Raw genomic sequence first — 12281 nt, 5'->3', positions numbered from 1 at the left:
GCTAATCGGTAACGCGGGCACTACGATGGCTGTCGCGGACGCGTTTGGCAAGGGTTTTCCGTAAATTGCCGGGCGAGTCGTTGCGATCCTCGATCGGGCTGCCGCCTCAGCTGCGCGGCGCAGCAGAAAACCCGAGCGGCAGCACCGGATCGGGGACGATCAGCTGCTGCCGCTCGGGCTCTGTGCAGAAACTTTGCGGGGAAACCTCAGGCCGACTTCTCGCGGCGCTCGCGCTTGGGCAGCTTGTCCCGCGGCACCAGGGTCGGCAGCACCGAGTCTTTGACGACCTCCTCGGTGATGATCACCTGGGCGACGTCGTCGCGGGACGGGACGTCGTACATGACATTGAGGAGCACTTCCTCGAGGATGGCGCGCAGACCGCGGGCACCGGTCCCTCGCAGCAGCGCCAGGTCGGCGATGGCTTCGATCGCCTCGTCGGTGAACTCCAGATCGACGCCGTCGATCTCGAAGAGCTTCTTGAACTGCCGGGTGAGCGCGTTCTTCGGCTCGACCAGGATCCGGATCAACGCGTCCCGGTCGAGCGGGCTGACGCTGGAGATCATCGGCAGCCGGCCGATGAATTCAGGGATCAGGCCGAATTTGACCAGGTCCTCCGGCCGGACGTCGGCGAAGGGGTCGTTCGACACCGGCTTGCGCGATTCGATGTCGTTGTTGAAGCCCAGCGGCCGCTTGCCGACCCGGGCGTCGATGATGTGGTCCAAGCCGGCGAACGCACCGCCGACGATGAAGAGCACGTTGGCGGTGTCGATCTGGATGAAGTCCTGGTGAGGATGCTTGCGGCCGCCCTGCGGCGGCACGCTCGCGGTGGTGCCCTCGAGGATCTTCAGCAGCGCCTGCTGGACACCCTCACCGGACACATCGCGGGTGATCGACGGATTCTCCCCCTTGCGGGCGATCTTGTCGATCTCGTCGATGTAGATGATGCCCGTCTCGGCCTTCTTGACGTCGAAGTCGGCGGCCTGGATCAGCTTGAGCAGGATGTTCTCCACATCCTCACCGACATAGCCGGCCTCGGTCAGCGCGGTGGCGTCGGCGATCGCGAACGGCACGTTGAGCATCTTGGCCAGCGTCTGGGCCAGGTAGGTCTTACCGCTGCCGGTCGGACCGATCAGCAGGATGTTGGACTTGCCCAGCTCGACCCCGTCGTCCTCGGCCCGCCTGGCCGTGTTCGACGTCGCCTGTGCCGCCTGCACCCGCTTGTAGTGGTTGTAGACGGCCACGGCCAGGGCGCGCTTGGCGCTGTCCTGGCCGATCACGTACTGGTCGAGGAACTGGCGGATCTGCTGCGGCTTGGGCAGCTCGTCCAGCGTCCGGGCATCCGCGCTCTCGGAGAACTCCTCCTCGAGGATCTCGTTACAGAGATCGATGCACTCGTCACAGATGTAGACGCCGGGACCCGCGATGAGCTTCTTGACCTGCTTCTGACTCTTTCCGCAGAACGAGCATTTCAACAGGTCACCGCTCTCACCGATCCGCGCCATGGGTGCTCCTCAACCTTCGTCGTACGAGTTCTTCAGACTAACCCGGCCGATCCCGCTTCGACAGGATTTACCGGCCGTCGGCCGTCACGCGGCTGCTTGGACATCCTTCAGCGACGTCAGGACGTCGTCGATGATGCCGTACTCCTTGGCCTCCTCGGCCGTCAGATACTTGTCTCGCTCGATGTCCTTGCTGATCTCACTGATGTCGCGACCGGTGTCGGCAGAGAGCATGCCCTCCATCAGCTCCCGGATCCGCATGATCTCGCGGGCCTGGATCTCCAGGTCCGAGGACTGGCCGTAGCCGCCCTCGGTGGCCGGCTGGTGGATGAGGATCCGGCTGTTGGGCAGAGCGAGCCGCTTGCCCTTGGAGCCGGCCGCCAGGATCACCGCAGCGGCCGAGGCAGCCTGGCCGAGGCAGACCGTACGGACCTGCGGCTTGATGTAGCGCATGGTGTCGTAGATCGCGGTGAGCGCGGTGAACGAACCACCGGGCGAGTTGATGTAGATGTCGATATCGCGATCGGCGTCCATCGACTGCAGGCAGAGCAGCTGGGCCATCACCGCATTGGCGATGTCGTCGGAGATCGGCGTGCCGAGGAAGATGATGCGGTCCTCGAACAGCTTGGTGTAGGGGTCGATGCGCCGCATCCCGTAGGAGGTGCGCTCCTCCCACTGCGGGATGTAGTAATCCATCCGCGGGGAGTACGACGGGTTGGTCACTGAGCTCGGCAGGCCAGCAGGAGGCGCACTCAAGCCGGTAATCGATTGAGTCATCGAAGGTGCTCCTTACTGGTCACTTGGTCGGGGAATCGGCGGTCGCCTGGATCTGGCTGGCCGAGGTGAAGACGTGGTCGATGAAGCCGTACTGCTGGGCCTGCTCGGCAGTGAACCAGCGGTCGCGGTCCGAGTCGGCCTCGACCTGGGCCAGCGTCTGGCCGGTGTGCTCGGCGATCAAGTTCTGCATCACCGACTTGATGTGCAGCGACTGCTCGGCCTGGATCTTGATGTCGCTGGCGGTGCCACCCAGGCCGCCCGACGGCTGGTGCATCATGATCCGGCTGTGCGGCAGCGCGTAGCGCTTGCCCTTGGCGCCGGCACAGAGCAGGAACTGCCCCATCGACGCGGCCAGGCCCATCGCGACGGTGGCGACGTCGTTGGAGATCCACTGCATGGTGTCGTAGATCGCCATGCCCGAGTCGACCGAGCCGCCCGGGGAGTTGATGTAGAGCCAGATGTCCTTATTGGGATCCTCGGCGTTCAACAGCAGCATCTGCGCGCAGATCGCGTTGGAGTTCTCGTCCTTGACCTCGGACCCCAGGAAGATGATGCGGTTGGCCAGCAGCGACTGGTAGACGTTGTCGTCCAGCCCGAATCCGCCGCTGCGGGCGGCGGAACGGACCTCGGAAGGCCCAGCCTCTTGGGACAGATGCGGTAGTGCATTCACGGTTGCGAACCTACCGTCCGGCGGACGAGAAACTGAGGCTGTCCGGGTGCTGTTCGCTCAGGGCGGAGGGCGCGGCGCCCACCGCGGGGTGCACGGCGTAGATTGAGGCAATGGCGCTCTCTGATTTCGTCGCGACCAAGATCACCGGCGATCCGGTCGACCTCGGTGCATACCAGGGCAAAGTGGTCCTGGTCGTCAATACCGCTTCACAATGCGGGCTGACCCCGCAGTACGCAGGGCTGCAAACCCTGTACGAGACCTATGCCGACTCCGGGCTGGAGATCCTCGGCTTCCCGTGCGACCAGTTCGGCCATCAGGAGCCGGGCACCGAGGCCGAGATCGCCGACTTCTGCGAGCTCAACTACGGCGTCAGCTTCCCGATGTTCGCCAAGATCGAGGTCAACGGCGAGCGCGCCCACCCGCTCTACCAGTGGCTGACCTCGACCATCCCCGGCGAGAACGGCCCGGACATCGAGTGGAACTTCGCCAAGTTCCTTCTCAATCGCGACGGCGAACTGCTCCAGCGCTACTCCCCGCAGGTCAAGCCCGAGGAGCTGACCGGGGACCTGGAGAAGGCGCTGCACTGACCGATCCTGAGCCGACCGAAGACCGCAACGGGCTCGAACGCCTGGTGTTCTTCAGTGATGCGGTAGTGGCGATCGCCATCACCCTGATCGTCCTGCCGCTGGTCGACAGCGCCCGCGAGTTGGACGGCCGTCCCGCGGTCTCCTTCCTGCGGGAGAACCACACCGCACTGATCGCGGCGGCGATCAGCTTCGCGGTGATCGGCGGTTACTGGCGCGCACACCACCGTCTGTTCAGCAGGGCTGAGGGCTACACCCGCTCTGTCATGCAGGCCAACCTCTACTGGCTGGCCGGGATCATGGCGGTCCCGGTCGTCACCGTGCTGTTCGTCTCGGGGTCCGGGCGCGACCGCCTGGGACTCGGGTTGTATCTCGGCGTGATCCTGGCCGTCCGGATCCTGCTGATGACCGAGGAACTGCTGCTCGCCGGCGCCGGTCTGCTCGGCGCCGAGAGGCTCGGCCGGCGGGTCGTGCTCCGGCACGTGATCCCTGCCGGGCTGATCGTGGTGGCGCTGGTCACGGCGATGATCCATCCGGCCTGGAGCATGTGGCCGGTGGTTGTCCTTGCCCTGGAGCGGCCGCTGGGCGTGCTGCTCGATGTCCGGGGATCGGGACGAGCGCCCGCGGGCGACGCGACGACCTAGGGTGATGGTGGGGCCGGGTTGAACCGGAGAGGCCCCGGGACCGGAGGAGCACCGAGATGACCACGATCCAGGGCCAGGCCGAGCACATCTCGACCTTCCGGCAGGAGTGGCAGGACTGGCACCGCGCCAAGGAGGCCAAACTCTCGGCACCGCACGGATTCCTGGCGATCACCTCGATCAACTTCCTCGGCCCGGAACCGCAGCGCTTCGACGATGCGCCTGGCAGCTGGTCCAGTGACGACCATGGCGTGCACGTGGTCCTGGATCAGGGCGAGACAATCGAGGTCGACGGCACCACGATCACCGGACAGCACGACTTCGGCATGATCGCCGAGCGGAGCGGTATCAATGTCACCGCGGGCGATGCGGTGATCGAGATCGGCAAGCGCGGCGGCTTCGACATCATCCGGCCCCGGCATCCTGAGCACCCGCTGCGGGTCGACTTCCGCGGCACCCCGGCCTACGAACCGGACCCGCGCTGGGCGGTGACCGGACGCTACGTCGCATTCGACGAGCCCCGGCCGACCACGGTCGGCGCGGCGGTCGAGGGATTGCAGCACATCTACCAGGCCCCCGGTCGGGTGGAGTTCGAGCTCGACGGCACCGAGCTGGCGCTGACGGTCTTCGAGTCCCACGGCGGCCTGATGGCGCTCTTCACCGACGAGACCTCGGGGCGGACGACCTACGCCGCCAATCGCTCGCTCACGATCGATGCGCCGGCGGCTGACGGCACCGTGCTGCTGGACTTCAACCGGGCCGGCAACCTGCCCTGCGCCTACACGGTGTACGCGACCTGCCCGCTTCCGCCGGCCGAGAACCGGGTCCCGGTCGCGATCGAGGCCGGCGAGAAGATCCCGTACGAGCACAACTAGCTGAACGAGCTCGAAACAGAAGCGAGGAGGGCGCTGAGCGCCCTCCTCGTCCTACAACTGTCGTTTGTGGCGTGACCGCCGCCCAGGATCAGGCCTTGGCGTCCTCGGTGTCGGCTTCCTGCGTCTGGCCTTCGACCTCGGTGGAGTCTTCGACCTCGCCGTCGATCACGTCGCCCTCGATCACGTCGCCCTCGGCGGCCTCATCGTCGGCGGCGCTCTCGGGCTGCGGCAGGCCGAGATCAAGGGTCTGCCCGTTGCTGTCGTTCACCGTCGCCTGGGCCACGATCTGGTCGAGCACCTTGCTGCGGCGGATCTCGCTCATGTACTCGGGGATGTGGTTGTGCTCGAGCATGTGCTGCACCTCCTGGTCCGGGGTGGTCCCGGACGCCTGGGCACGACGCACCAGGTAGGCGCTCAGCTCGTCCTGCTCGACGCCGACCTCGCGGTCGTCGGCGATCTTGTCCAGGACCATCTGGGCCTTGAGAGCGTCCGCGGAACGCTTCTCGGTCTGCGCCCAGAACGACTCGGCGTCCGTCGGCTCGTCCTCGTCGGACTCCTCGTCCTCGTCGGCCGCGATCTCCTCCAGGTACTGGTCGAGCGTCAGGCCGGCCTGGGCGAGCTGGGTGGTGATCTGCTCGCGGCGCGACTCGACCTCCGCCTTCAGGACGCCCTCGGGCACCTCGACGTCGATCTCGGCGATCAGTGCCTCAAGGACCTTGTCGCGGGCCGCATTGGCCTGCTCGGCGCGGCCGTTCTCCTCCAGTTCGCGCTTGAGGTCGACCCGCAACTCCTCGATGGTGTCGAATTCGCTGGCCAGCTGGGCGAATTCGTCGTCGGCTGCGGGCAGGTCCTGGACCTGCACCTTCTTGACGGTGACCTCGACCTCGGCGTCCTCGTTCTTGAGCGGTCCGCCGACCAGCTTGGACTCGAACTTCTTCGACTCACCGGCGGACAGGCCGATCACGGCCTCGTCCAGGCCGTCGACCATCCGGCCGGTGCCGACCTCGTAGGAGACGTCGGTGACGTTGGCGTCCTCGAGCGGCTCGCCGTCCTGGCGGGCGACCAGATCGATGATCAGGTGGTCGCCGTCCTCGACCGGGCGGTCGACCTCGTCCAGCGAGCCGAACCGGGCGCGCAGCGAGTCCAGCCGCTCCTCGACCGCCTTGTCGGTGATCTCGATGGCGTCGACGGTCGCCGAGATCGTGTCGAAGCTCGGGACGTCGAAGTCGGGCCGGACATCCACCTCGGCGGTGAATTCGACCAGCTCACCGTCCTCGAGCTTGGTGACCTCGACCTCGGGCTGGGCCAGCGGGGACAGCTTGTTGTCCACGACCGCGTCGTTGTAGAGACTGGGCAGCGCGTCGTTGAGGGCCTCGGAGAGGATCGCGCCGCGGCCGAACCGCTGGTCGAGGATCCGCGGCGGGACCTTGCCCTTGCGGAAACCGGGGATCTGCACCTGGGAGGCGAGGTCGCGGTAGGCCTTGTCCATGTTCGGCTTCAGATCCGCGAACGGGACCTCGACCGTGATCTTCACCCGCGAGGGGCTCAACTGCTCGACGGTGCTGGGCACGTGTTACTCCTGAGGGCGTGACCAGACGCGTACATCGTCGGCCACGTGGAACTAGACGGTTGGGTTGACGCTTCACGAGCCCGGCCCGGCACGGTGACGCGCCGATTTGGGCCCACGTAATCCTACGGTCGGCTCCCCCGCGCGACAAACCAACCACCGCCGACCTGCCCGCCCCGCCCCTCACCCCGGCCGGCCGGGGATGACCGAGAGATGGGCAATCGGAGCGAATTCGGTACGAATGCGCCGGGATTGCGGTAGAATATGAATTACCGAATTCACTTGGACCCGATTCGATAATCCGCATTGAATTTCGGAGAGTCCATTGAATTCCAGGACGCATGCGTGCCAGTGTTCTGGCTGTGACAGGCGACCAATTCATCTCCGGCCGGCAACTGTGTTCCGATTTCTACACCGAATGCGTGCGACCGGTCCTCGATTCCGGATTCGCCGCCGTACCGAACGCCGCCGCGCTGCTCGGCCGCGGCTCGGAGGTGCTCGGCTACGACGACCTGATGTCAGCAGACCACAACGACGAGGCGCGGGTGTTGATCTTCCTCGCCGACGATGATCACGAGCGCTACGCGTCCGGGCTCGGCGATGCGCTGGCGGCGGCCGTACCGGAGAAGTTCGCCGGCCGGCCGACGCAGTATCGCGTGACCACGATCCGCGGCTACGTTGCCGAACAACTGCGGTTCGACGTCGATGCAGCCATCAGGCCGGTCGACTGGCTGACCTGGGCGGAGTCCCGGTTGATCATGGTCACCGGCGGCGCCATCTTCCACGACGAGGTCGGTCTGACGGATGCGATCGACCGGTTCCACTACTACCCCGACGACGTCTGGTACTACCTGATGCTCGCCGGCTGGTGGCGCGTACATCCCGAACTCAACCTGGTCGGCCGCAGCGGTTTTGTCGGTGACGAACTGGGCTCAGCGGTGATCGGGACCAGACTCGTCCACGATCTGATGGGATTGTGTTTTCTGCTCGAGCGCACCTATGCGCCGTACGACAAATGGTTCGGCACCGCATTCAGCCGCCTCGAATGCGGCCCGGAATTGTCACCGATCCTGCACCGCGTGCTCCATGCCCGGCGCTGGCAGGACCGAGAGTCGGCATTGCAGGAGGCGTACGAGAGGGTCGCCGCGCTGCACAACCGACTGGCCATCACCGAACCGGTACCGACGAGCATCGAGCGGATGTGGGATCGGCCGTTCGGAGTGCTCTGGGGTGATTTCCCGGCCGCACTGCGGGCCAGGATCACCGATCCCGAGGTGGTCACGATCGCCGAGGCGTTCCCGGTCGGCGGCGCGGAACGGCCCCGGGAGGTGCTGGGCATCTCCCGGGACCGTCTGCTGCGGATGCTCGAGCCCGCCTGAACGGGCCGGATGTTCCGCGTCAGCCCTCGGTGTCGCTGGCCGTCACGTGATAGACCCGACCGCCCCAGCCGTCATCGGGGAAGTTGTCCGAGACCTTCACATAGACCGGCTTGTCACCACCGGAACCAGGGCCGAGATACGGCGTCAGGTCGACCGTCCGGTCGGCCTTGTTGGATCCGTCGGTGACCGGCTGGTCCTCCTGCAGCACCGTCGTCCAGCTCTGGTTGTCAGAGCTGACCTGGACCAGGAACTCGGCGTCGATCGTCAGCGTCACTGTGGCCGACACCGCGTCAGATGGGAACGGGAAGAGGTAGGTGAAGTGGCTGTTGCCATCGGCGAAGCGGTTCTGGACGCCGTTGCTCTGGGATCCGTCGGCATCGAACAACCACGGATTCTCGGCGGCCGTGCCGGTGTCGAAGTCGATCTTGTGGGCGACCAGCACGTCGGCCTGGGTGCTGAAGGTCTGGTCGCCGTCGGTGACCGTCGCAGTGATCAGGTTGTCGCCGTCGGTCGCGTCCGCCGGAACCGTGACCTGCAACGGAATGCTGCCGTAGACCGGCTTCGCGGTGCCGTGTGGGTTGAGCCGTACGCTGCTCCGCGCCGGCGAGACGCTCCAGCCGCTCGGCAGCCGGACCGACGACCCCGCGGTGATCGGCCTCGACCCGGTCGCAGAGACGCCGAGATCAATGGTGATCCTGGTCGACCCGGACGCAGCGGGCATGATCACCGGTTGGGCCGGCGACATGGTCGCGGCCAAGGACTGTTTCGGTGCCTGCTGCGGGATCACTCCGATCAGCGCGCTCAACGCACTGGCCTGGGTCCGCCAGTCGAAGACGTTGGGATGATCATCGCTGGTCTCGCCGGACCAGCGAGTGCCGAGCCGGTTGGCCGCATCGCGATCGTCGTTCCAGATGCTCTCGGCCTGCCTGTCCAGGAAGGCCGTGTACTTCGGGTTGTGGGTGGTGTCGACGAGGTCGGTCCAGTAGCGCATGAAGATGCCCTTGAACTGCTTGCCGTTGTCGTCGCAGGTCTGGTCGGTGGCATCGCAGCTCTCGGTCAGGATGCCGTTGCTGGTCAGCGCACTGGATGTCATCGCGGCGCTGGCCAGACTACGGACGGTGGCCAGGATCTCCGGATTCTTCGTGGCCCGCCACAGCTCGAGTCCGGCCCCGATCGCCAGGCCCTGGTTGTAGCTGTAGACGGTCTGACCGTTATTGGTGCAGTCGTCGTTGAGCCCGTCGTTGACCAGACCCTGAGAGTTGATCATGCCGCTGCCGACGAACCATTTCCAGGCTGTGGTGGAACGGCTCAGCCACAGCCGGTCGCCGTGGATGCGGTTGTGCAGTTCTGCCGTGAGCCGGATCCACAGCCCGTTGGTAACGGCGTTCTTGTAGGTCCGTTCGGCATTCCACCAGACTCCGCCGCCGCAGGTGCTGGTGTCCCAGTAGCCGTAGACGTAGTCGGCGATCTTGATCGACATGTCCAGATACTTCTTCTGGTGAGTGAGGTCGTACGCCTGCAGCCAGGTCAGGCCCCACCACTCGGAATCGTCGATCGCACGGCTGGTGAAGTTGCCCAGCAGCGGGTCGCCTGACAGGACGCCGGCCGGAAAGGTGCCCTGGTCCTTCTCGAAGGTGTTCTCCAGTTGCGGAAGGTAGCGCTTGTCGCCGGTGCGCTGCATATAGTCACCGATGGTCTCCAGCGCGACCGCGGAATTCCACCAGCTGGAGGGGAACCATGCCTTGTCGGGGTCGTAGGAGCTCATCAGGACGTCGGCGGCGACACGGGCGCGGGCGACGGCGGTCGATGCGGAAGGTGTGGTCTTCTTCGCCGGACTGGCGTGGGCTGCTGCAGCGGGCACGAGGCACACGGCCAGGGCGACCAGCCCCAACAGTGCGGCGCGCAGAGCACGGCCGAAGGGCCGGCTGTGAGTGATCATCATTGAACTCCGAAGGGCTGTGGAAACGTTCCCCCGAGCATTCGAAGTATGGCCGAGCGGCCCTCTCGCGTCAACACGGACGGGGCGCCGCCGATCGGATCGCGGCGCTCCCCTAATGTGCGTTTCAGCGGACATCAGCGCCGCTCGTCTTGCGAGGATGGAAAGGACAACAGCAGTGACCGACACCATTACCGCACGCACGGTGACGATCGGCAGCCGCGACGGCACCGATATCGAGGCCTACCTCGCCACCGCGGACGACGCCGGACGGCGCGGCGGCGTCGTCGTGATCCATCACATGCCCGGCTACGACCGCTCGACCAAGGAGATCACCCGACGCTTCGCTGAGCTCGGCTACGACGCGATCTGCCCGAATCTCTATTGGCGGCAGGCGCCCGGCGCCGAGCCCAGCGATGCGGCGGCCGCGGTCCGGGCCCAGGGCGGAGTGGACGACTCGCAACTGCTGGACGACGTGGCAGGGGCGGCGGCGTACCTGCGCGGGCAGGAGTGGAGCAACGGCAAGGTCGGAGTGATCGGCTACTGCTCCGGCGGCCGGCAATCGGTGCTGGCGGCCTGCCATCTCGATCTCGACGCGGCCGTCGACTGCTACGGCGCTCTGGTGGTCGGTACGCCGCCGCCGGAGTCCAACCGGCCGAATCTGGTCACCGACCTGCCCAGCCTGGGCTGCCCGCTGCTCGGCCTGTTCGGCAACGAGGACCGCTCTCCCACGCCGGCGCTGGTGGACGAGCTCGACCAGCGGTTGGACGATCTCGGCAAGCCGCACGAATTCCATCGCTACGACGGCGCCGGGCACGGCTTCTTCTCCCCCGACCGGCCGTCCTACAGCGTGTCGGCGGCCAACGACGGCTGGGAGCGGATCGAAACCTTCTACGGCACTCACCTCAGCTGACCATCCCCGACCCGCGAGAGGGCTCGCCATGTGCACGTACAACACCGTCATCACCGAACTGAACGGCAGCGCCAAGGGGCCGTCGAGCAAGTGGTTCCACGTCGACCACGCCACCGTCTACTACGACCATCCGGTGCACGCGATGGCCGGGCACGCGCTCAACATCGACATCGCCGACCCGTCCGCCGGGCCCGGCCAGCGGGTGGCCCTCGAGCTGACCGCCGAGTCGGCACGGGCCTTGGTCCAGGCGATCGAGGACGCACTGGCGGCGGTGCCGCCGGAGATCATCGCCGCCGGCTGAGCGACGAGATCCAGGGGAACGGCGCGTGGGCGTCTACGAACGATTCGGCGTCGCGCCGCTGATCAACGCGCTGGGCACGGTGACCGTGGTCGGCGGCTCCCGGATGGATCCGCGGGTGCTGGAGGCGATGGCGGCGGCGTCCGGTTCCTTCGTCGATGTTCCCCTGCTCCTGGACCGGGCAGGCACGACGATCGCCCGGTTGGCGGGCGCCGAGGCGGCCTGCGTCACCTCCGGCGCTGCCGCAGGACTCGCCGTCGCCACGGCGGCCTGTCTCGCACACGGTGATCCGGAGCGGATCCGGCAGCTGCCCGACACTACCGGGATGCGTGACCAGGCACTGGTGCTGGCAGCGCATCGGATGGTCTACGACCAGGCCGTACGACTTGCCGGCGCCGAGCTCGTCGAGGTCGGTACTTCGACGTCGACGACTCTCGAACAGGTCGACGCGGCGATCACCGACCGTACGGCCCTGTTGTTCTACTTCGCGGGCGCGTCCGGGATGCCCGGTTCGCTGCCGCTGCGGGATGTGGCGGCCCTCGTAAAACCGCACGGCATCCCCCTGGTCGTCGATGCCGCCGCGGAGCTGCCGCCGGTCGGGAATCTGACGTCGTTCCTGGCCGACGGGGCCGACCTGGTGGTCTTCAGCGGTGGCAAGGAGATCGGGGGTCCGCAGTCATCCGGATTCATCCTCGGCACCGAGCCGTTGATCACCGAGTGCAGTCTCACCAACTTCCCCAACCACAGCATCGGGCGGTCGATGAAGACCGACAAGGAGACGATCGTCGGTCTGGTGACGGCGGTCGAGCTCTTCGTGCAGCGGGACTACGGCGCGATCTTCGCGCGCTGGCGACGGCTTTCCGAGTCGGTCGTGGCAGCGGTGAACGAGGTGCCGGGATGCACGGCCCGGATCGGCTATCCGACTGTGCCGGGGATCCAGCCGCGGGAGATCCCGCGGGCTTACATCGACCAAGCAGGGCTGACCGCACCGGAATTGCGCGACCGGCTGCTGCGCCGTAAGCCCCCGGTCGCGGTCGGCGTCGAGGGCGGGTCGGTCGCGATCAATCCGCAGTGCCTGGCCGATGACGAACTCGAGCCACTGATCGAGGCGCTGGTGTCAGAACTGTCGGCTTGACGGATGG

The 12281-nt window shown here is 66.5% G+C and carries 12 protein-coding genes; 7 read left to right on the top strand and 5 right to left on the bottom strand.

Annotated features, from left to right (window positions below):
- Positions 1 to 206: 206 nt before the first annotated feature.
- The 3 genes from clpX to IEY07_RS09665 form a co-directional block, all read right to left on the bottom strand.
- Positions 207 to 1502, bottom strand: coding sequence for an ATP-dependent Clp protease ATP-binding subunit ClpX (clpX, locus tag IEY07_RS09675; protein ID WP_188895007.1), 1296 nt, complete (start codon positions 1500 to 1502; stop codon positions 207 to 209).
- 84 nt (positions 1503 to 1586) lie between these two features.
- Positions 1587 to 2276 carry an ATP-dependent Clp protease proteolytic subunit gene (locus IEY07_RS09670; protein WP_188895005.1) on the bottom strand — a complete coding sequence of 230 codons (690 nt, stop codon included), beginning with the start codon at positions 2274 to 2276 and terminating at the stop codon, positions 1587 to 1589.
- 19 nt (positions 2277 to 2295) lie between these two features.
- Positions 2296 to 2928, bottom strand: coding sequence for an ATP-dependent Clp protease proteolytic subunit (locus IEY07_RS09665; protein WP_188895409.1), 633 nt, complete (start codon positions 2926 to 2928; stop codon positions 2296 to 2298).
- 128 nt (positions 2929 to 3056) lie between these two features.
- On the opposite strand from IEY07_RS09665, the gene IEY07_RS09660 reads away from it, so the two are divergent.
- From IEY07_RS09660 to IEY07_RS09650, 3 genes are read left to right on the top strand one after another with little or no spacing between them, the layout of a single operon-like run.
- Positions 3057 to 3533 carry a glutathione peroxidase gene (locus tag IEY07_RS09660; protein ID WP_188895003.1) on the top strand — a complete coding sequence of 159 codons (477 nt, stop codon included), beginning with the start codon at positions 3057 to 3059 and terminating at the stop codon, positions 3531 to 3533.
- A gap of 44 nt (positions 3534 to 3577) precedes the next feature.
- A complete protein-coding gene (locus tag IEY07_RS09655; RefSeq protein WP_229669901.1) occupies positions 3578 to 4174 on the top strand; it encodes a TMEM175 family protein in 597 nt (198 codons plus the stop codon).
- A gap of 56 nt (positions 4175 to 4230) precedes the next feature.
- Positions 4231 to 5046: a DUF1684 domain-containing protein gene (locus IEY07_RS09650; protein ID WP_188894999.1), complete on the top strand. Its 816-nt coding sequence runs from the start codon at positions 4231 to 4233 to the stop codon at positions 5044 to 5046.
- A gap of 88 nt (positions 5047 to 5134) precedes the next feature.
- On the opposite strand, the gene tig is transcribed toward IEY07_RS09650, so the two are convergent.
- On the bottom strand, positions 5135 to 6616 hold the full coding sequence (gene tig, locus IEY07_RS09645) for a trigger factor (protein ID WP_188894997.1): 1482 nt from the start codon (positions 6614 to 6616) through the stop codon (positions 5135 to 5137).
- A gap of 359 nt (positions 6617 to 6975) precedes the next feature.
- Here tig and IEY07_RS09640 point away from each other — a divergent pair, with 359 nt between their 5' ends.
- Complete coding sequence (locus IEY07_RS09640; protein WP_229669900.1) at positions 6976 to 7992, top strand: DUF4037 domain-containing protein; 1017 nt, start codon at positions 6976 to 6978, stop codon at positions 7990 to 7992.
- 19 nt (positions 7993 to 8011) lie between these two features.
- On the opposite strand, the gene IEY07_RS09635 is transcribed toward IEY07_RS09640, so the two are convergent.
- The gene (locus IEY07_RS09635; protein ID WP_229669899.1) at positions 8012 to 9931 is read right to left on the bottom strand and encodes a glycoside hydrolase family 76 protein; all 1920 of its coding nucleotides are present in this window, start codon (positions 9929 to 9931) and stop codon (positions 8012 to 8014) included.
- 175 nt (positions 9932 to 10106) lie between these two features.
- On the opposite strand from IEY07_RS09635, the gene IEY07_RS09630 reads away from it, so the two are divergent.
- The 3 genes from IEY07_RS09630 to IEY07_RS09620 are packed head-to-tail and all read left to right on the top strand — an operon-like array spanning position 10107 to position 12274.
- Positions 10107 to 10841 (top strand): dienelactone hydrolase family protein, encoded by a 735-nt coding sequence (locus IEY07_RS09630; RefSeq protein WP_188894991.1) that lies wholly within the window; start codon positions 10107 to 10109, stop codon positions 10839 to 10841.
- A gap of 28 nt (positions 10842 to 10869) precedes the next feature.
- A complete protein-coding gene (locus tag IEY07_RS09625) occupies positions 10870 to 11142 on the top strand; it encodes a DUF6295 family protein (RefSeq protein ID WP_188894990.1) in 273 nt (90 codons plus the stop codon).
- 25 nt (positions 11143 to 11167) lie between these two features.
- Positions 11168 to 12274 (top strand): aminotransferase class V-fold PLP-dependent enzyme, encoded by a 1107-nt coding sequence (locus IEY07_RS09620; protein WP_188894988.1) that lies wholly within the window; start codon positions 11168 to 11170, stop codon positions 12272 to 12274.
- Positions 12275 to 12281 lie beyond the last annotated feature (7 nt).

Origin of the sequence: Microlunatus endophyticus (assembly GCF_014646195.1) — a bacterium.
Taxonomy (GTDB): Bacteria; Actinomycetota; Actinomycetes; order Propionibacteriales; family Propionibacteriaceae; genus Microlunatus; species Microlunatus endophyticus.
Note: the sequence above shows the minus strand (reverse complement) of the source record. Positions and strands in the feature narration are given on the sequence as shown.